At 59.9% G+C, this 20438-nt stretch carries 17 protein-coding genes; 9 read left to right on the top strand and 8 right to left on the bottom strand.

The window, feature by feature from the left end; genetic code table 11:
• Positions 1 to 250: 250 nt before the first annotated feature.
• The gene (locus JOE34_RS06670) at positions 251 to 886 is read left to right on the top strand and encodes a hypothetical protein (RefSeq protein ID WP_004419251.1); all 636 of its coding nucleotides are present in this window, start codon (positions 251 to 253) and stop codon (positions 884 to 886) included.
• A gap of 43 nt (positions 887 to 929) precedes the next feature.
• Here the strand turns inward: JOE34_RS06670 and JOE34_RS06665 are convergent, their stop codons facing one another.
• Positions 930 to 1841: a LysR substrate-binding domain-containing protein gene (locus JOE34_RS06665; RefSeq protein ID WP_003316080.1), complete on the bottom strand. Its 912-nt coding sequence runs from the start codon at positions 1839 to 1841 to the stop codon at positions 930 to 932.
• 314 nt (positions 1842 to 2155) lie between these two features.
• Between JOE34_RS06665 and aspA the strand changes: the two genes are divergently transcribed.
• The 3 genes from aspA to JOE34_RS06650 all read left to right on the top strand — a co-directional run bounded on the left by aspA (position 2156) and on the right by JOE34_RS06650 (position 6347).
• The gene (aspA, locus tag JOE34_RS06660; RefSeq protein ID WP_003432831.1) at positions 2156 to 3580 is read left to right on the top strand and encodes an aspartate ammonia-lyase; all 1425 of its coding nucleotides are present in this window, start codon (positions 2156 to 2158) and stop codon (positions 3578 to 3580) included.
• A 281-nt stretch (positions 3581 to 3861) separates the two neighbouring features.
• Positions 3862 to 5313, top strand: a complete 1452-nt coding sequence (locus tag JOE34_RS06655; RefSeq protein ID WP_024665744.1) for an alanine/glycine:cation symporter family protein — start codon at positions 3862 to 3864, stop codon at positions 5311 to 5313.
• A gap of 29 nt (positions 5314 to 5342) precedes the next feature.
• Entirely contained in the window at positions 5343 to 6347 is a 1005-nt protein-coding gene (locus JOE34_RS06650) for an asparaginase (protein WP_024665745.1), read from the top strand.
• A gap of 55 nt (positions 6348 to 6402) precedes the next feature.
• On the opposite strand, the gene JOE34_RS06645 is transcribed toward JOE34_RS06650, so the two are convergent.
• The 3 genes from JOE34_RS06645 to JOE34_RS06635 all read right to left on the bottom strand — a co-directional run bounded on the left by JOE34_RS06645 (position 6403) and on the right by JOE34_RS06635 (position 10238).
• Complete coding sequence (locus tag JOE34_RS06645) at positions 6403 to 7290, bottom strand: bestrophin family ion channel (protein ID WP_003316074.1); 888 nt, start codon at positions 7288 to 7290, stop codon at positions 6403 to 6405.
• A gap of 119 nt (positions 7291 to 7409) precedes the next feature.
• Positions 7410 to 8621, bottom strand: coding sequence for a YeeE/YedE family protein (locus tag JOE34_RS06640; RefSeq protein WP_024665746.1), 1212 nt, complete (start codon positions 8619 to 8621; stop codon positions 7410 to 7412).
• A gap of 54 nt (positions 8622 to 8675) precedes the next feature.
• A complete protein-coding gene (locus JOE34_RS06635; RefSeq protein ID WP_003316070.1) occupies positions 8676 to 10238 on the bottom strand; it encodes a PLP-dependent aminotransferase family protein in 1563 nt (520 codons plus the stop codon).
• Positions 10239 to 10327: 89 nt separating this feature from the next.
• On the opposite strand from JOE34_RS06635, the gene JOE34_RS06630 reads away from it, so the two are divergent.
• The 3 genes from JOE34_RS06630 to JOE34_RS06620 are packed head-to-tail and all read left to right on the top strand — an operon-like array spanning position 10328 to position 12093.
• Positions 10328 to 10966 (top strand): FMN-binding negative transcriptional regulator, encoded by a 639-nt coding sequence (locus JOE34_RS06630; protein ID WP_003316069.1) that lies wholly within the window; start codon positions 10328 to 10330, stop codon positions 10964 to 10966.
• Positions 10963 to 11409 (top strand): GNAT family N-acetyltransferase, encoded by a 447-nt coding sequence (locus JOE34_RS06625; RefSeq protein ID WP_003316068.1) that lies wholly within the window; start codon positions 10963 to 10965, stop codon positions 11407 to 11409. The genes JOE34_RS06630 and JOE34_RS06625 overlap by 4 nt, the downstream gene beginning before the upstream one ends.
• Positions 11410 to 11424: 15 nt before the next feature.
• Positions 11425 to 12093, top strand: coding sequence for a GNAT family protein (locus JOE34_RS06620; protein ID WP_003316067.1), 669 nt, complete (start codon positions 11425 to 11427; stop codon positions 12091 to 12093).
• A 152-nt stretch (positions 12094 to 12245) separates the two neighbouring features.
• Here the strand turns inward: JOE34_RS06620 and oadA are convergent, their stop codons facing one another.
• The gene (gene oadA, locus JOE34_RS06615) at positions 12246 to 14054 is read right to left on the bottom strand and encodes a sodium-extruding oxaloacetate decarboxylase subunit alpha (RefSeq protein ID WP_010422736.1); all 1809 of its coding nucleotides are present in this window, start codon (positions 14052 to 14054) and stop codon (positions 12246 to 12248) included.
• Between the two features lie 100 nt (positions 14055 to 14154).
• Positions 14155 to 15570, bottom strand: coding sequence for an acetyl-CoA carboxylase biotin carboxylase subunit (locus tag JOE34_RS06610; RefSeq protein ID WP_003401293.1), 1416 nt, complete (start codon positions 15568 to 15570; stop codon positions 14155 to 14157).
• Positions 15571 to 15730: 160 nt separating this feature from the next.
• Between JOE34_RS06610 and JOE34_RS06605 the strand changes: the two genes are divergently transcribed.
• Entirely contained in the window at positions 15731 to 16681 is a 951-nt protein-coding gene (locus JOE34_RS06605) for a LysR family transcriptional regulator (protein ID WP_003421437.1), read from the top strand.
• On the opposite strand, the gene JOE34_RS06600 is transcribed toward JOE34_RS06605, so the two are convergent.
• Together JOE34_RS06600 and hexR are read right to left on the bottom strand one after the other, a co-directional pair.
• On the bottom strand, positions 16635 to 16820 hold the full coding sequence (locus tag JOE34_RS06600; protein ID WP_003316061.1) for a hypothetical protein: 186 nt from the start codon (positions 16818 to 16820) through the stop codon (positions 16635 to 16637). The genes JOE34_RS06605 and JOE34_RS06600 overlap by 47 nt on opposite strands.
• A 144-nt stretch (positions 16821 to 16964) precedes the next feature.
• Positions 16965 to 17831 carry a transcriptional regulator HexR gene (hexR, locus tag JOE34_RS06595; RefSeq protein WP_003316059.1) on the bottom strand — a complete coding sequence of 289 codons (867 nt, stop codon included), beginning with the start codon at positions 17829 to 17831 and terminating at the stop codon, positions 16965 to 16967.
• 313 nt (positions 17832 to 18144) lie between these two features.
• On the opposite strand from hexR, the gene uvrD reads away from it, so the two are divergent.
• Entirely contained in the window at positions 18145 to 20328 is a 2184-nt protein-coding gene (gene uvrD, locus JOE34_RS06590) for a DNA helicase II (RefSeq protein ID WP_010422749.1), read from the top strand.
• Positions 20329 to 20438: the final 110 nt, after the last annotated feature.

The raw sequence follows: 20438 nt of genomic DNA, 5'->3' as shown, positions 1-20438 counted from the left end.
CAAAGGCCGCGCAGTATACCGCAAAGCGCCAGGATGACAGCCCCCATACGCTCAACCGTCCAGGTTTTTATGGCGGGAGGCGGCACGGAAAAATCCGGCAGAGGATCGGCACTTGTACTGCACATCAATCAAACAAGGGCTACTGCGATAGAAGTCGATCCTGATTTCCTGTCAACGCCAGTTGCTATTAGATATCTGGCGTCGGGATAAGCACGCCCGGCCATAATCCACCTACTCAAGGAAGAGTACGATGCTCAAGAAATATACAAGCGGTCTGCTGCTGCTCTGCGCGTTGGCGCTGAGTCATACGGCGTGGGCCAACGATAACGCCTCCAGACAACCATTGACCCTCTACCTGGTTCTGCACGACGACCTTTCGCATCACAACACCCTCGAATTACGCCAGGATTACTTCGCCTGGCTCATCAAGGATCTGGAAAGTTTCACGGATCGTTATGTGCGACTGGCGTTCATTCGCGACGTCCCGGGCCTTACGGATTTCGCTTATCAGAATGATGATGTGGACGAAACCTACTACGCCTGGAAAAACACGATGGATCGTTATGTCATCGACAACGACATGGAACGCAATGCGACCACCAAGTACCTGTTGCTGACTCAGAACAAGATCAACTCGAAGACTCTGGGGGCAAGTGAGGACAAGAGTTACACGGGCATAGCCTCACTGGAAACGTTCGCGATCCCCGCGCACGAACTGGGTCACATGCTCGGCGGCACTCATGAGGCCGCAGAGGTGCTCTATAAGGGTGGATGGTGGTGCCAGACGAACATCATCGAAAGCCACGAAAAAATACGCTCCAACTGCTATGTCTACAGCGACGCGAACAAGCAAATCATGGCTGAGCATCTGAACAGATTTCCCTGAGCAGGCCAGGGTCGCTCTCCGGCATCGCCAGGAGCGGCCCTTGTCACCGGGAATCTGGCGCCGCCGCACCTTCAAGCTTGCGCCACAACAGGCGCACGTTGGCCTTGCGCACCAATGCGCAGCGGTACAGGCGGATCTCCAGCGGCACATGCCACTGCGGTCCGCCACACACCACCAGTTCACCGCGCGCCAGTTCGGCGCGCACGCTCAGTTGTGGCACCCAGGCAATCCCCAATCCTTCCAGCGCCATGCTTTTCAGGCTGTCGGCCATGGCCGTCTCGTAGACCGTGGTGAAGCGCAGATTGCGTTGACGCAGCAACAGGTTCACCGAGCGTCCGAGAAACGCCCCGGTGCTGTAGGCAAGCAGCGGCACACTGCCCTCACCTTCCATATCGAATAACGGCCGCCCCTCTGCATCAGCGGCACAGACCGGCAACATCTCGGTATGCCCCAGATGCAGCGAGGGAAAGATTTCGGCGTCCATCTGCAGCGCGGCATCGGGATCGTAGAACGCCAGCATCAGATCACATCCACCTTCACGCAACGCATGCACCGCATCACCGACGTTGGTCGCCACCAGCCGGGTCGCAATGTTCAGCCCTTCGTTGCGCAACTGGGCGATCCAGCGCGGAAAGAAGCCCAGCGCCAGGGAGTGCGCCGCAGCCACCTGCATGACCTCGCCCTGCCCGCCTTCCAGATGATGCAGATGGCGCACGACTTCGCCCAACTGCTCGACCACCGTCCGGGCCGTGACCAGAAATAATTGTCCGGCAGCGGTCAGCTCGATGGGTGTACGCGAGCGATTGACCAGCGTCAGCCCCAGTGCCGACTCCAGACTGCGAATACGCCGGCTGAATGCCGGCTGGGTCACGAAGCGACGCTCGGCGGCCTGAGAAAAGCTGCGGGTAGCCGCCAGGGCGCTGAAATCCTCCAGCCATTTGCTTTCCAGATTCATCAGGTCCTCCCGGACAATGGATGACGGCTTCGACAGGCCATTACGCATGCCCAATGGCACTGATTTGCAGCGTCACAGTGGGACGCCCGTCGAAGCAGCGCGGATACATGCCCGGGCGGCGCAGCAGCAGCGACCGAAGAAACGCACCGGTGCGACATTTTGCCCCCTTTACGCACTGAACGGAATCCAGGTCACGCCTTGATTATGCCGTTATTGCATAGGTCAGCGTTTAACAGCATTGGTCAATCGAAGGCGGCAAGCCCACTATTCGTGGCGTTCCGGCATTGTCCGTGCCTTTTGAGACTTTTTTTATCATGTCCTCGCCTGCATCATCGCGCATCGAAAAAGACCTGCTTGGTGTTCTCGAAGTACCTGCCAACGCGTATTACGGCATCCAGACCCTGCGAGCGGTGAACAACTTTCACCTCTCCGGCGTGCCGCTTTCGCACTACCCGAAACTGGTAGTCGCGCTGGCCATGGTCAAGCAGGCGGCAGCGGATGCAAACCATCAGCTCGGACACCTCAATGATGCCAAGCATGCGGCGATCAGCGAGGCCTGTGCCCGCCTGATCCGCGGCGACTTCCACGATCAGTTCGTGGTCGACATGATCCAGGGCGGCGCTGGCACGTCGACCAACATGAATGCCAACGAAGTCATCGCCAACATCGCTCTGGAAACCATGGGTTTCGAGAAAGGCGAATACAAACACCTGCACCCCAACAACGATGTCAACATGGCGCAGTCGACCAACGACGCCTACCCCACGGCGATCCGCTTGGGTCTGCTGCTGGGTCACGACGCTCTGCTCGCCAGCCTGTCCAGCCTGATTCAGGCCTTCGCCGCCAAGGGCGAAGAATTCAACCATGTGCTGAAGATGGGCCGCACCCAGTTGCAGGACGCCGTTCCAATGACCCTGGGTCAGGAATTCCGCGCCTTCGCCACCACCCTGACAGAAGACCTGAACCGCCTGCGCAGCCTGGCGCCAGAGCTGTTGACCGAAGTGAACCTCGGCGGAACCGCCATCGGCACCGGCATCAACGCCGACCCTGGCTATCAGAAGCTGGCAGTCGATCGTCTGGCACTCATCAGCGGTCAGCCTCTGGTGCCAGCAGCCGACCTGATCGAAGCGACCTCCGACATGGGCGCCTTCGTGCTGTTCTCGGGCATGCTCAAGCGTACTGCGGTCAAGCTGTCGAAAATCTGCAACGACCTGCGCCTGCTGTCCAGCGGCCCACGCACCGGCATCAACGAAATCAACCTGCCGGCACGCCAGCCAGGCAGCTCGATCATGCCCGGCAAGGTCAACCCGGTGATCCCGGAAGCGGTCAATCAGGTTGCCTTCGAAATCATCGGCAACGACCTGTCGCTGACCATGGCAGCCGAAGGCGGACAATTGCAGCTCAACGTGATGGAGCCGCTGATCGCCTACAAGATCTTCGACTCGATCCGCCTGCTGCAGCGCGCCATGGACATGCTGCGCGAGCACTGCATCGTCGGCATCACAGCCAACGAACAGCGCTGCCGCGAGCTGGTCGAGCATTCGATCGGTCTGGTCACCGCCCTGAACCCTTACATCGGTTACGAGAACTCCACCCGTATCGCCCGCATCGCGCTGGAAACCGGCCGCGGCGTGCTGGAACTGGTGCGTGAGGAAGGTCTGCTCGACGACGCCATGCTCGACGACATCCTGCGCCCGGAAAACATGATCGCTCCGCGTCTGGCCCCCTTGAAGGCCTGACAGGAATGACCTGCGCAACCTGCTCACCAGATTGAGGGCCTAGACACCCCTCAATTTTTTGAGGGTCTGGGAGTGATTCTCCAGACCCTTTTTTTTGCCTGCAGCAAAGGGCTCCGACACTGGACCCAGAGCCTTCGGCACCCCACTTTTGCGGAGCAACCCGTGGAAGTATTCATTCATCGTCGCGAATGAAGAATCAGCCGTCCAAGAAAGCGACTACAGACGTAAAAACTTTGCACCGGTATAGTGCGCCCCCTCAAAAGTAGCGAGGAATAACAAAAATGCTGGAAATGATTAACGACTTTCTCTCCGGTAAGGTACTGATCGTACTTATCGTAGGCCTGGGTAGTTACTTCACGATCCGCTCGCGTTTCGTTCAGTTTCGACATTTTTTCCACATGTTCTCGGTTTTTCGCGACAGTCTGCGCAGCAGCGCCGGCCAGTTGAGTTCGTTTCAGGCGTTGATGCTCAGCCTGGCGGGCCGCGTCGGTGCCGGTAACATCGCAGGCGTCGGCATTGCCGTGACGCTCGGTGGTCCGGGTGCCGTATTCTGGATGTGGGTGACCGCACTGGTCGGCATGGCCAGCAGCTTCATCGAGTGCTCCCTCGCTCAGCTCTACAAACGCAAGGATTCCGAAGGCCAGTTCCGTGGCGGTCCGGCGTTCTATATTCAGTACGGCCTGGGCAAGCGCTGGCTGGGCATGGTCATGGCGGTATTGCTGCTGGTGACCTTCGGCTTTGCCTTCAACGGCCTGCAATCGCACGCTGTGACCGACTCGCTGAAAAGCGCGTTCAACGTCGACACCCGCACCACCGGCATCTGCCTGGTCGTACTGCTGGGCCTGGCCTTCATTGGCGGCATCAAGCGTATCGCGGCCATTTCCGACCTGCTGGTTCCGGTCAAGACCCTGATCTACATCGCGGTGACCATCTACGTGATCGCCCTGCAGATCGACCACGTTCCCGGCATGCTGATGACCATCGTCAGAAGCGCCTTCGGCCTTGATCCGGTATTCGGCGGCCTGATCGGCAGCGCGATCGTGATGGGCGTCAAGCGTGGCGTCTTCGCCAACGAAGCCGGCCTGGGTAGTGCGCCCAACGTGGCTGCCGTGGCACAGGTCGAGCACCCGGTGGCCCAGGGCGTGGTTCAGGCGTTCAGCGTGTTCCTCGATACCTTCGTGATCTGCACCTGCACCGCCTTGCTGATTCTTCTGTCCGGTATCTACGACATCGGCTACGACGGCAACGGTATCGTTCTGGCACAGAACTCGCTGGCAGCCGTGGTCGGTGACTGGGGCAGAGTCTTCATCAGCGTAGCGCTGGCACTGTTCGTCTTCACCTCGATTCTCTACAACTACTACCTGGGCGAAAACAGCCTGCGGTTCCTGTTTGGCGAGAAGATCCAGACCATCATCATCTACCGCATCGCGGTGCTGGTACTGATCATGTGGGGTGCGGTCGTTGACCTGAAAGATGTACTGGCGTTCGCCGACATCACCATGACCATGCTGGCGTTCGTCAACCTGATCGCCCTTGCAATGCTGTTCAAAGTCGTCAAACGCATTTTGAATGACTACGATGCGCAACGTCGGGCCGGGGTCAAGACGCCGGTGTTCGATTCCAGCCAGTTCCCTGATCTGGACCTGGATCGCACCGCATGGCCGGCCAATCCGACCCGTCAGTCGACACAGGATGCCGAAGCGGCAGCCAAGTCTGTACCCGAAGCACGATAATGACCGCGACACTACGCCGGAGAAGAGCCATGCCGCATGACGCACAACAACCCGCACAACGCGTGATGGTTCTTTACACCGGCGGCACCATCGGCATGCAGGCCAGCGCCAATGGTCTGGCTCCGGCCTCCGGTTTCGAGGCGCGAATGGCCGGGCAACTGGCCGAGCACCCGGAACTGGTGGTGCCGCAGTGGCGCTTCCGCGAGATGTCGCCGCTGATCGACAGCGCCAACATGACCCCTTCCTACTGGCTGCGCCTGCGCGAGGCGGTGATCGAGGCGGTTGAGGTCGATGGCTGCGATGCGGTGCTGGTCCTGCATGGCACCGACACCCTGGCGTACAGCGCAGCGGCGATGTGTTTCCAGTTGTTGGGGTTCAGCGCGCCGGTACTGTTCACCGGGTCGATGCTGCCTGCCGGCGTGCAGGACAGCGATGCCTGGGAAAACGTCAACGGCGCCCTGCTGGCGCTGGGTTCGGGTCTGGTGTCAGGCGTGCAGCTGTATTTTCACGGGCAACTGATGGCACCCGTACGCTGCGCGAAAATTCGCAGCTTCGGTCGTCAACCGTTCGCACCGCTGCAACGCTCACGCGGCGGCCATGCGGTGGTTTCGCTCCCTGACGCATTGAACTATCGCCAGACCAAGACACTTACAGAGGTGGCGGTATTGCCGCTGTTTCCCGGTGTCGGTGCTGCCCAGCTTGACGGTCTGATCAACAGTGGTATCCGCGGTCTGGTGCTCGAATGCTTCGGCAGCGGCACGGGCCCCAGTGACGATCCGCAATTTCTGGCCAGTCTGGAGAACGCGCGAGCGCTGGGTGTCTGTGTGGTCGCGATTACCCAGTGCCATGAGGGCGGTGTCGAGCTGGATGTCTACGAAGCGGGCAGCCGTCTGCGAAGTGCAGGCGTACTCTCCGGTGGTGGCATGACCCGTGAAGCAGCGCTGGGCAAACTGCATGCGCTGCTGGGCGCAGACCTGACGACCGAGGAGGTACGGCGCCTGGTCGAACTGGACCTGTGCGGCGAGCTGCGTTAAGCGGCTGCCTCTGCTTTACCCGAGGCGTCACGCAATCGCGCGACGCCTCACCCCTTCATGAAGCCTTGCATTCCTCCTGCGCGCCCCTGAGCATCGAATCCAGATTGCGCTCGATGTTTTCGCACAACGCCGTCATTTGAATCTCATGTTCACTGGCACGGAACGGGCTCTGCAGGTCGGTACCGATCTTCTCGATCGCCAACAGCATGAAACCCACCACCGTCGACGCCAGAGGCGTGAACCAACCCAGGGTCTCCACCAGGCCAATCGGTACGATCAGGCAGAACAGCGTGATGAACAGACGCGGAAAAGCCACGTACGGATAAGGCAACGGTGTATTGGCAATACGCTCCATGCCGCCCTGGCAATTGGAGATATCCACCATGGTCGACTCCAGCCGCGCCAGACGAATGCTGTCCAGCCGCCCGGCCTGATACTCCTTGGCCAATAGCGCAGCCGACGTATTGAGCAGGTCGTTGGGAAAGTTGTTGGTATCGTGACGACGTTCGAATTCCTCGCGAGGAATCAGCATCTGAACTTCATCACCACACTTGGCGCCCTTCAGGTGCGCAGACAGGCACTTCACATACGCGACATGGCGACGCAACAGTGTGGCCTTGACCGGGTTGATCCCGTCGTCATCCTCGACCAGCGTCAGCACTTGCCGAGCGAAGCTGCGTGAACTGTTGACCAGCGCGCCCCATAGCGTCCTGGCTTCCCACCAGCGGTTATAAGCACTTGAATTGCGGAAGCTGGTCAGCACCACCAGCGCCGAGCCCAGCAGGGTCAACGGCATGGACGGCAAGGTGATCTTGCGCTCCAGATAGAGCATGAAGTCAACCGTGACAATCACGTCCCAGATCAACAGCCAGAAAAGCGACCATCCTACATAACCGATGGTCTTGCCGAGAAAACGGATTTTCGAAATGATCGTTTGCTGCAAAAGAACCACCCCATCGAAAAATAAGCGAACCGCATACGCACAGTTACCGCATGGCCTTTGAATACGAAACCGGCGGTTGGTTCGCAAGCGGCCCGCTTATCTCGGGGTTTCAGACGTTTTCAGCAGCCATTAAGAGCCACCTGAGGACGCTCGCCGGTGAAGAAAATCGGCCGCAGGCGGACACCGACGACGTTACCGGCGTAGGCCGCCACCAGCCACAGCCAGCCGTGCAGGCTGCCGGAGGCAATGCCGCTGAAGTACGCACCGATGTTGCAGCCGTAGGCCAGGCGCGAGCCGTAGCCCAGCAGCAAGCCGCCGATGACCGCCGCCACCAGCGAGCGCGTGGGGATATCGAGGCTGGGTGCAAAACGACCTGCCAGACCTGCAGCCAGCAAGGCACCGAGCATGATGCCGATGTCCATCACACTGGTGATGTCTTCCCACACCGGAGCCGCCAGCGCCTTGGCGTTCGCAGCGCTTTGCCAGAACACCCAACTGCTGACGTCCACGCCCAGCCCGCTGGCCGCTTTCGCGCCCCACAGCGCGAACGCCGAGGTGATGCCCCATGGACGACCGGCCAACGCCAGCGTTGCGTAATTGAGCAGCGCCAGCGCGACAGCGCCCCAGACCAGAACCCACGGCCCGCGCAGCACACGACTCAGGCCACGATGATCCGTGGCTGGCGGCGCTTCAAGCTGGCCATGACGGCGCTTTTCGAGCTTGACGGTCACCAGCGCGATCAAGCCGAACAGCGCCAGATTGACCAGCAGCGCAGGCAGCACGCCGAAGGTCTTGACCACCGACACCGCCGGGAACGAAGGCAGGGCAAACCACCAGTCGACGTGATGGGTGGCAATCAGTGAGCCGAGGATGAAAAACAGCAGCGTCACCAGCATCCGCGCGTTGCCACCACCGGCAGTGAACAATGTACCGGACGCACAGCCGCCACCCAGCTGCATGCCGATGCCGAAAATGAACGCGCCGACGACGACCGAAATCCCGACCGGGGCAACCAGGCCAGTGACTGGCTGGCCGAACAGCGTGCCCGCACCGAGTGCCGGGAAAAACAGCACCACAGCGACCGCCAGCATGACCATTTGCGCGCGCAGGCCAGCACCCCGCCGCTCGCGGATGAACACCCGCCACGCCGAGGTGAAACCAAATGCCGCGTGATACAGCGTTACGCCCAACGCCGCGCCGACGATCCACAGCATCACCTGGCGGGTGCCAACACTGAGCAGAAGGAACTGGGCGCCCATCAGTAGCAGGAACAGCGCAGCCAGCGGCGCGCCGAACTTGCGTCCGGGTGTTGCAGTAAGAGAGTTGTTCATGGGTATCTCAAGGACAGGTAACAGAAAGCGCAGATTATACGCCTGCCAACGGGACTACTCGGACCAGACCCCGCGCAGCCTGTTCAATGCCTCGACCATCTCGTCCTCGGGCACTGCGGCAAACCCCAGCACCAGCCCGGCGCGGTTATCCACAGGCTCAGTGGAATCAGGCAGCCAGTAATCACTCAGGGCATTCATTTCGACCCCGACACCATTGGCCTTGGCAATCAGCGCCTGCTCACGCGCCACGCTGTCGACCTTGACCATGACATGCAGCCCGGCAACCACTCTGGGCATTGCCGCGCACCCCGGAATATCGGCCGGCCAGTTATCCAGCAGCACATTGCGACGACTGAGCGCCGCGCGGCGCATGCGACGTATGTGTCGCTGGAAATGACCCGACGCAATGAATTGCGCCATGACCGCCTGAACCCCTATCTCGGTATGACGCATGTCCACGGCCTTGCGCTGGCTGAACACCGGCACCAGTGGCTCTGGCAAAACCAGATACCCGAGGCGCAGCGCCGGGAAGGCGATTTTGCCGAACGTGCCGACGTAGAGCACCCGCGCGTTGCGGTCGAGCGCGGCCAGGGGCGCCAAGGGTGAACCGCTGTAGCGATACTCACCGTCGTAATCATCCTCGACAATCCAGCCCTGGTGTTTCTCGGCCCAGGCCAGCAATTCCAGACGCCGCGCCAGGCTCATCACCACGCCGGTCGGGTATTGGTGTGAAGGCGTCACGTAGGCCAGCCTGCAGTCTGCCTGATCAAGGTCGGCACAACGCATGCCTTCGTTATCCACAGCCACACCGTGCAACCGAGCACCTGCCAGGGCAAACGCATGACCGGCCGCCCGATACCCCGGATTCTCCACAGCAACGCCCTCGCCCGGGGCAAGAAGCAACTGTGCACAAAGGCTGATCGCGTGTTGTGCACCACTGGTGATCACAATTTGCTCAGCGCTGCAATGCAGCCCGCGCGATGAGCGCAGGTAGACCGCAATCAGTTCACGTAACCGCGAGTCTCCCGCAGCCGACCCATAACCGAGCTGAGCAAGGTCCGGCTTGCGCCAAAAAGCGGCATACAGCTTGCCCCACAAGGCAAAGGGGAAAAGATCGAACGCCGGTACGCCGACCCGAAAGGGCCGCGGACGACCCGTCGGCGGTTCATGCAGATGATGTTTTTCCAGCAGCGCTTGCACCGGGCTGTGGATAACTTCACAGGTGGAATCTGACCGTATTTCAGACCCGATTGTGGACAAACCTGTGTGTAACCCTGTGGATACACCTGTGGGTAAGTTGGTGGATAGTTTTTTGCGACCGGTCCGCCGAGGCGCGGTGCCTGGTTCAGAGAGCTGAGCCACATACGTACCGTCGCCAACGCGCCCCTCGATGAAACCCTCGGCATACAGCTGGTCATAGGCCCGGATCACGCTGTTACGGGAGATGCCGAGTGAATGCGCCAAATCGCGACTGGCTGGCAGGCGTGTGCCACTGCTCAGACGCCCGTCGAGAACCTGCTGGCGCAACAAGGCGTAAAGCTGCTTGCTCAGGCCCTGATTTGGGTCCAGCGCGATACCGGTGAGTGTGGGCGGAAACGCAACACTGAGATCAGGCATGTATTGGCCCTGTTAAAATGATCAAAAATGGATCTTACATCAGACCAATGCCTTGCTTACGATCCTGTTATCAGCCAAGGACATTACCCATGTACATCCCTACCGCTTTCAAGAACAACGACACACCGAGCCTGCACGAGCAGATCGAGCAGACGCGCCTGGCGATTCTGGTCACGCACGGCGCAGAAGGATTGCAAGCCACCCACCTGCCATTGCTGTTGCGCCGCGATGAAGGTTCGTATGGCACGCTTTACGGGCACCTGGCCAAAGCCAATCCACAGTGGCAGCAACTTAGCTCCGGCGCCGAGGCACTGGTGATTTTTCCTGGCGGCGATGCCTACGTGAGCCCGTCGTTCTATCCGAGCAAGATAGAGCACGGCAAGGTCGTACCCACGTGGAATTATGTGGCCGTGCATGCTTATGGACAGGCCGAGGTTTTTACCGATGCTGCGCAATTGCATCAGTTGCTGGCTGACCTGACCCATCGCCATGAATCCGACCGGGCGCAACCCTGGTCCATTGACGATGCACCAGCGGACTACATCGCAAAAATGCTCGGGGCGATTGTCGGATTCGCCATTCCGGTGCAACGGCTGCAGGGCAAACGTAAACTCAGTCAGAATCGCAGCGCTGCGGACATGGCCGGTGTGCGCGACGGCCTCGCCGCAAGCCAGGATGCAAATGACCAACACGTCGCTCGCTTGATGAGCGAAGGGAGCAGCTCATGACCGATGTGCGTATTCGCCCCGTTAACGTCGACGACCATCACGCGTGGCTGCCTCTGTGGCAGGCCTATCTGCGCTTCTACAACACCGAGCTGGCCGAAGGCGTCAGCGACATCACCTGGCAACGCCTTGTGGACCCGAGCGAACCGACTCACTCGGCGCTCGCCTGGCGGGGTGACGAGGCGGTGGGCATGGTGAATTTCATCTACCATCGCTCCAACTGGAGCATCAACAACGCCTGTTACCTGCAGGATCTGATCGTCGCCCCCGAAAAACGCGGGACAGGCATCGGCAGGCAACTGATCGAGTTTGTCTACGCCACGGCCAAGGCAGACGGTTGCGACAAGGTGCACTGGCTGACCCACGAAACCAACGCCACGGCCATTCGGTTGTACGAGCGAATCGCCGAACGGCCCGGCCTCATACAATTTCGTAAAGCACTCTGAAACAGGAAGTGACTGATGTCCGACACCCTGCTGGACTGGCAAGCCGCTGCACTGCCCACGGCCCATACACTGACAGGCCGTTTCATACGCCTGGAAAAACTTGATGCCGCGCGTCACGCCGATGACTTGTGGGCGGCACTCGATGGCCCGAATGCGGACCCGAAGCTGTGGGATTATCTGCCATACGGGCCGTTCAGCGACCGTAGCGCCTTCGATAGATGGCTGGCCGGGCATCAGGCGGCCACCGATCCGTGGTTTTACACCGTGGTCGATCAGCAGACCGATAAGGCCGAAGGCGTCATCAGCCTGATGTCGATCGTCGCTGCCCATGGGCGTATCGAGATAGGTCATGTCACCTTCAGCGCGGCCATGCAACGCACGCCCAAAGGCACCGAAGCCATTTACCTGCTGGCCAGAGAGATTTTCGCACTGGGCTATCGTCGCCTGGAGTGGAAATGCAACGCCAACAACGCCCGCTCCAAACGCGCTGCCGAGCGATTCGGCTTCAGCTACGAAGGCACCTTCCGCCAGCACATGGTGGTCAAAGGCCAGAGCCGGGATACCGAGTGGTATTCGATCCTCGACAGCGAATGGCCTGAGCGGCAGAACGCCTTTGAGCGCTGGCTGGCTGTGGATAACTTCACTGACGGGCAACAGATCAAGGGGCTTGAGGCGTTTCGGTAATCCTGAGGACGCAGAGCGTCCAGAACTGCATTCCCACGCTGGAGCGTGCGGAACGATAGTCGTGGCCACTGGCCGCGCCTGCACAGAATAAAAAAAGGGAAGCCACGAGTGCTTCCCTGAGGTAAACCTTTGGATGATGCTCAGGCGTCAGCTCAACCTTCGATCTCGATCAGCACTTCGCCCGGATTGACGCGGTCGCCTTTGGCGACGTGGATGGCGACGACCTTGCCTGCGACCGACGCCTGAACCTCGGTCTCCATCTTCATCGCTTCAGTGATCAGCACTGCCTGACCGGCCTTGACCACATCGCCCTCCTTGACCAGCACATCGACGATGTTGCCGGGCATGGTGGTGCTGACGTCACCCGGTGCGTGGGCTTGTTTGCGTTTGCTGGCCCCGCCGCCGACGAATTCGTTGAGCGGCTCGAACACCACCTCTTCCGGCATGCCGTCTATGGTCAGGTAGAAGTGGCGCTTGCCCTCGGCCTTGACGCCCACACCGGTGATGTCGACCCGATAGGTTTCGCCGTGCACATCAATAACGAACTCGGTCGGTACGCCCTCACCGCCTGCCTTCGCCACGCTTCCGGCTTCGGGAATCGGCAGCAGCACTTCCGGCGCCAGTGTCCCGGCTGCACGTTCCTCAAGGAACTTGCGGCCAATGTCCGGGAACATGGCGAACGTCAGCACGTCCTCTTCGGACTTGGCCAGCGCGCCGATATCGGCCCGTAGCTTGGTCATCTCCGGCTTGAGCAGGTCGGCCGGACGAACATCGATCAGCTCTTCATTGCCGATCGCCTGACGGCGCAGTTTTTCATCCACCTGACCCGGCGCCTTGCCGTAGCCGCCTTGCAGATAAAGCTTCACTTCATTGGTGATGGTTTTGTAACGCTCCCCGGCCAACACATTGAAGAACGCCTGAGTACCGACGATCTGCGAGGTCGGGGTTACCAGCGGCGGATAGCCGAGGTCTTTGCGCACGCGCGGAATTTCAGCCAGCACTTCGCTCATGCGGTTGAGTGCGCCCTGCTCCTTCAACTGATTGGCCAGGTTGGAAATCATCCCGCCCGGCACCTGATTAACCTGTACCCGCGTGTCGACTGCAGTAAATTCGCTTTCGAACTGATGGTATTTCTTACGCACCGCGTAGAAGTACAGACCGATTTCCTGCAGCAGCTCCAGATCCAGGCCGGTGTCGAATTCGCTACCCTTGAGCGCGGCCACCATCGATTCGGTGCCCGGATGGCTGGTGCCCCAGGCAAAGCTGGAGATCGCCGTGTCGATATGGTCCGCGCCGCTTTCGATCGCCTTGAGCTGACACATCGCGGCCAGACCCGCCGTGTCATGCGAGTGGATGAACACCGGCAACGACTGCTCGGCCTTCAGCGCCTTGACCAGCTCACCCGTGGCATAAGGCGTCAACAGGCCGGCCATGTCCTTGATCGCCACCGAGTCACAACCCATGGCTTCCATCTGCCGGGCCTGCGCCACGAAGGCCTCGATGGTGTGCACCGGGCTGGTGGTGTAAGCGATGGTGCCCTGCGCGTGTTTGCCCGCCGCTTTCACCGCCTCGATGGCAACCCGCAGGTTACGCACATCGTTCATGGCATCGAAAATACGGAACACATCAATACCGTTGACCGCCGCCTTGGCGACGAACGCCTTGACCACGTCATCGCTGTAATGCCGATAGCCCAGCAGGTTCTGGCCGCGCAGGAGCATCTGCAACCGGGTATTGGGCAAGGCCGCACGCAGCTGGCGCAGACGTTCCCACGGGTCTTCCTTGAGAAAACGCACGCAGGCATCGAAGGTAGCGCCGCCCCAGACTTCCAGCGACCAGTAGCCGACCTGGTCGAGCTTGTCGCAGATCGGCAGCATGTCTTCGGTGCGCATGCGCGTCGCCAGCAACGATTGGTGAGCGTCACGCAGGATGGTGTCGGTTACAAAGATCTTCTTGGTCATGGGTAGTCCTTTCGAGCTGCAAGTTGTCAGCTGCAAGCTTCAAGTAAGAGCGACTCGGCTTTTACTTGCAGCTTGTAGCTTGAAACTTGCAGCTGCTTATTCATAAGCCTGCATGGGCGGCAATGGCGGCGGCGATGGCCAGGGCCAGCTCTTCGGGTTTGCGTTTGATCGAATAATTGGTCAGCTCGGGGTGGCTCTCGACAAAGCTGGTGTTGAACTCACCGCTGCGAAACTCCGGGTTGCGGAGGATTTCCTGGTAATAGGCAGCCGTGGTCTTGACCCCTTGCAGGCGCATGTCATCGAGCGCACGCAGGCCGCGGTCCATGGCCTCTTCCCAGGTCAACGCCCAGACAATCAGCTTCAGGCACATCGAGTCATAGAACGGCGGAATGGTGTAGCCGGTATAGATCGCCGTGTCGGTACGCACGCCAGGCCCGCCGGGCGCGTAATAACGAGTGATCTTGCCGAAGCTGGGCAGGAAGTTGTTCTTCGGGTCCTCGGCGTTGATCCGGAACTGCAGGGCAAAACCGCGATGGATGATGTCTTCCTGCTTGACCGACAACGGCAGACCGGAGGCGATACGAATCTGCTCGCGAACGATATCAATGCCGGTGATTTCTTCGGTGATGGTGTGCTCGACCTGCACCCGGGTGTTCATCTCCATGAAGTACACCTCGCCCTCGGCGAGCAGAAACTCCACGGTACCGGCATTCTCGTAACCAACTGCCTTGGCCGCACGTACCGACAGATCGCCGATGTAGGCGCGCTGTTCGGGGGTCAATTGCGGGCTGGGAGCAATTTCGATGAGTTTCTGGTTGCGTCGTTGAATCGAACAGTCGCGCTCGAACAGGTGCACCACGTTGCCGAAGCTGTCGCCCAGAATCTGCGCTTCAATGTGCTTGGGATTGACGATGCATTTCTCGAGAAAGACTTCTGCCGAACCGAAGGCCTTGGTCGCTTCGGAAATCACGCGCGGGAAGGCCTGCTCGAGTTCTTCGCGGCTGTTGCAGCGACGGATACCCCGTCCCCCGCCCCCGGAGGTGGCCTTGAGCATCACCGGGTAACCGATGCGCTCGCCCTCGGCCAGCGCCTCGTCGATATCTGCCACGTTGCCTTCGGTGCCGGGCGTGACCGGTACGCCGGCTTTGATCATGCTGCGCCGGGCCTCGGTCTTATCCCCCATGCGACGAATGACTTCTGCTGAGGGGCCGATGAATTTGATCCCTCGCTCGGCGCAGATATCGGCCAGTTCGGCATTCTCGGAAAGAAAGCCATAGCCGGGATGCAACGCATCGCAACCGGTTTCCACTGCCAGATTCACCAATTTACGCGGGTTCAGGTAACCCGCCAGAGGTTCGGCACCAATGCTGTAGGCTTCGTCGGCACGTTTGACATGCAAGGCATGCCGGTCCGCTTCGGAAAAGATCGCCACCGAGCGAATGCCCATCTCGGCGCATGCACGCACGATGCGAACGGCAATCTCCCCGCGGTTGGCGATCAGAATTTTTGTTATCACTGGCGTTTCCCTCGACCCACACTTGCAACCGTGTATGTGACTGAATGTCGCAGGCCCACCCTATGCCGAATCAAGGATTAACAAAAATGAGTAAAAGTTGGAGGGTGCATAAGTAAAAGCTTATAGTTGGCGCTTCAGTCGTATCGCGGAGCCTTTATAAATGCGTAAGTCATTGATGCGTATGACATTGCGTCAGCTGCGCATTTTCAATGAAGTGTGCGATCTGCGCTCATACAGCCGCGCGGCTGAAGAGATGTCGCTGACACAACCCGCTGTCAGCCTGCAGATTCGGCAGCTCGAAGAGCTGATCGGCCAGCCGCTGTTCGAATACGTCAGCAAAAAGCTCTACCTGACCGAAGCGGCGCAAGCGCTGCAACAGGCCAGCCGGGATATTTTCGGGCGCCTGGAAAGCCTGGACATGCAGCTCTCCGACATGCAGGGCTCGCTGCAAGGCCAGCTGAAGCTGGCCGTCGAGTCGAGCTGCAAGTACTTCATCCCTCACCTGTTCGCCGCCTTCAAGCGCCAGCACCCGGAAGTCAGCCTGAGCCTGATGGTGGTCAATCGCGCGCAAGTCATCAGGCGCCTGGCGGATAACCGCGATGATCTTGTGGTGATGTCGGCAGTGCCGCTGGACATGGGTCTGGAGTTCTTGCCGTTCCTGAATAACCCGATTGTCGCCGTAGCGCCGCCTGACCATCCGCTGAGCAGCCGCGCGACGCTGAACCTGAAAGATCTGGAGCCATGGCCATTGCTGACCCGGGAACCAGGATCGGGCACGCGTCGGGCCTGCGAGGAGTTCTTCAAAGATAAGCGCGTGCATTTCACGCAGACGCTGGAAGTCTCTTCCAGCGAAGCACAACGTGAATGCGTGGTAGCCGGGCTGGGCCTGGCGATGCTGACCCGACACGCGGTCTGCCAGGAACTCGCCACAGGCGCCCTGGTCGAGCTGCCCGTGGCGGAGTTGCCACTGTATCGAAGCTGGTGCGTGGCTCAGGCCGGGGACAAACGCCTTTCACCTGTGGCACATGCGTTTCTTGCGTTCATCCGCACCGAACGTGCGCAGATCAGCCAGCTTGTCGAGCGTTTCGACGGTCGACCGCGGGCAACTTGATCGTCTGCCAGACGGCGTTATCCATGCCATCCATGTAGTCACACAACTCCTGATTGAGCTGCCGTGCCTCGCTGTAGCTTTCAATTGCCCGACGAAACTCCATGCGACGCTGATCTTCCTGCTGACGGCGGGTTTTCACGGTGCTGGTAGGTAAATCATCGTAATGCCGAGCCATATCCTGTCTCCCAATACGTTTTGTGGGAGCACCAGAATGGAGCGTGACGGTGACAGTCAGGCGGCACGCAGGTGACAGATCGATGAAATTTGATGTAACGGGATCGGCTCAGTCTTCGTGGGTCTTGATCGATTTTGGTGACAGGCGCAAGCCGCGCAGGCTGCGTTTGACGCTCTTGAGGTGGTTGACCAGACCGGGGCCGCGCGCCATGGCGACGCCCATTGCCAGCACATCGATCACCACCAAATGTGCGATGCGCGAGGTCAGCGGCGTGTAGATTTCGGTGTCTTCGTGCACGTCGATGGCCAGGTTGACCGAAGACAGCTCGGCAAGTGGCGTCTGGCTGGGGCACAGCGTGATCAGCGTCGCGCCGCTCTCGCGGACCAGATTGGCGGTGATCAGCAAATCCTTCGAACGGCCTGACTGCGAAATGCACACCGCGACATCCGTCGGCTTGAGCGTGACAGCTGACATCGCCTGCATGTGCGGATCGGAATACGCCGCAGCGGTCAGCAGTAGACGAAAGAACTTGTGCTGCGCATCAGCGGCCACTGCGCCGGACGCGCCAAACCCATAGAACTCGACCCGATTGGCCCCGGCCATGGCCGTGACTGCCAGTTGCAACGCATGGGGGTCGAGGTTTTCGCGCACTTCCATGAGCGTGTGCAGCGTGGTGTCGAAAATCTTCAGGCTGTAGTCGGCAACCGAATCGTCTTCGTGAATCGCGAACTGTCCAAAACTTGCGCCCGCCGCGAGGCTCTGCGCCAGCTTGAGCTTGAGGTCCTGAAACCCGGAGCAGCCGATGGCGCGGCAGAAACGCACGATGGTCGGCTCACTGATACCGACACTGTGCGCCAGATCTGCCATGGAACTGTGCATCACGGCCGCAGGGTCGAGCAGCACATGGTCGGCTACCTTGAGCTCCGATTTGCGCAGCAAATTACGTGACTGGGCGATGTGTTGCAGCAGATTCAAGGGGCAGACTCGGCAAAAAGAGAGATGGGATGGTTGTAGCTTTCTTGTAGTTATACTACATGACCCGCCAGCCGCCCAGTTAAACGAAGCAGTCACGGGCTGGCTGTGCTGGCTTTATCAGCGGCAATTGTGGGAATAATCCTACATTAGGCCCATTCGCCAGTCAGACCCTGCCTGTTCACCCATATAAGGTAGACGCAACGCATTCGCGCCCGACAACAGGCGACGACCGGTCGTCAGCGCCCCCGCTATTTTTATTGGCTGACGCAAAGCATGGTTTGCCCGTCATCGCGCGGCACCCTAGAATGCGCTGATGCGCGATGATCTCTCTCTTCTTCTGAATTCCCTCAACGATGCCCAACGTCAGGCCGTAGCCGCCTCTCTGGGTCGTCAGTTGGTCCTGGCTGGTGCTGGCTCCGGCAAAACCCGTGTGCTGGTGCATCGCATCGCATGGCTGATGCAGGTCGAGCAAGCCTCCCCGCATTCGGTCCTGTCGGTGACGTTCACCAACAAGGCTGCCGCCGAAATGCGTCACCGTATCGAGCAGCTAATGGGCATCAGCCCTGCTGGCATGTGGGTGGGCACCTTCCACGGTCTGGCCCATCGACTGCTACGTGCGCACTGGCAGGAAGCCGGGCTGGTACAGACCTTCCAGATTCTCGACAGCGATGACCAGCAGCGTCTGGTAAAGCGCGTGATGCGCGAGCTGGGTCTGGACGAACAACGCTGGCCTGCACGTCAGGCCCAGTGGTTCATCAATGGTCAGAAAGACGAAGGCCTGCGCCCGAAACATATTCAGGCCAGCGGCGACCTGTTCCTGACCACCATGAAAAGCGTCTACGAAGCCTACGAGATCGCCTGCCAGCGGGCCGGCGTCATCGACTTCTCCGAGCTGCTGCTGCGCGCACTCGACCTGTGGCGCGATAACCCGGGCTTGCTGGCGCATTATCAGCGCCGTTTCCGTCACGTTCTGGTGGACGAGTTCCAGGACACCAACGCCGTGCAGTACGCCTGGCTGCGCCTGCTCGCCCAGGGGGGCGACAGCCTGATGGTGGTCGGCGACGACGATCAGTCCATTTACGGCTGGCGCGGCGCGAAGATCGAGAACATCCACCAGTATTCCTCGGACTTCCCGGACACCGAAGTCATCCGCCTGGAGCAGAACTACCGCTCCACGGCGAGCATCCTCAAGGCCGCCAACGGTTTGATCATCAATAACAGTGGTCGCCTGGGCAAGGAATTGTGGACCGACGTCGGCGATGGCGAGCTGATCAATCTGTACGCCGCGTTCAACGAGCACGATGAAGCGCGTTACGTGGTCGAGACCATCGAGAGCGCGCTGAAAATTGGTATTTCGCGCAACGACATTGCCATTCTGTACCGCTCCAACGCCCAGTCGCGGGTGCTTGAAGAAGCCCTGCTGCGTGAGCGCATTCCGTACCGCATTTACGGCGGACAGCGCTTCTTCGAACGTGCCGAAATCAAGAACGCGATGGCCTACATGCGCTTGCTGGAAGGCCGTGGCAACGATGCGGCACTGGAGCGGGTGATCAACGTTCCGGCGCGCGGCATCGGTGAAAAAACCGTCGAAGCGATTCGCGAGCATGCGCGTCATGCCGACGTCTCCATGTGGGAAGCCATGCGCCTGCTGGTTGCCAACAAGGGCCTGACCGGACGCGCCGCCACTGCCTTGGGCGGTTTCATCGAGCTGATCGAGAACCTCGCGGCCAAGGTCATGGAAATGCCGCTGCACCTGATGACCCAGACGGTGATCGAACAGTCCGGGCTGATTACCTATCACGAGCAGGAAAAAGGCGAGAAAGGTCAGGCGCGGGTAGAAAACCTTGAGGAACTGGTCAGCGCTGCCCGTGCTTTCGAGAATCACGAAAGCGAAGAAGACCTGACGCCACTGGCCGCGTTTTTGGGGCATGCCTCGCTGGAAGCGGGCGACACCCAGGCGCAGGAGCATGAAGACAGCATTCAGCTGATGACCCTGCACAGCGCCAAGGGCCTGGAATTCCCGCACGTGTTCCTGGTGGGCATGGAGGAAGGGCTGTTCCCGCACAAGATGAGTCTGGAAGAACCGGGCCGTCTTGAAGAGGAACGGCGCCTGGCCTATGTCGGCATCACCCGGGCCATGAAACAGTTGGTGATGACCTACGCCGAAACGCGTCGTCTGTACGGCAGCGAAACCTACAACAAGGTCTCGCGTTTCGTACGCGAAATCCCGCCGGCGCTGATTCAGGAAGTCCGGCTGTCCAACAGCGTCAACCGTCCGTTCGGCGGCACGCCGAAATTCAACAGCAGCAGCCTGTTCAACGGCACCGGCATTCCGGAAACCGAGTTCACCATGGGCCAGCGCGTCCAGCATGCGGTATTCGGCGAAGGTGTGATCCTCAACTTCGAAGGCGCTGGCGCCCAGGCCCGGGTGCAGGTCAACTTCCCCGAGGGCAGCAAGTGGCTGATGATGGGCTACGCGAAGCTGGTGCCGTTGTAGGCCGGTCGATCATCGCCCATACGTCCCTGACTATCGTTCCCACGCTAGCGTGAGGAACGATAATCCTCGTACACATCTTACGAAGCGCGTAGAAAAGTCCTACGCTGTTT

This window comes from Pseudomonas sp. PvP028, assembly GCF_017832255.1.
GTDB lineage: Bacteria > Pseudomonadota > Gammaproteobacteria > Pseudomonadales > Pseudomonadaceae > Aquipseudomonas > Aquipseudomonas syringae.
Note: the sequence above shows the minus strand (reverse complement) of the source record. Positions and strands in the feature narration are given on the sequence as shown.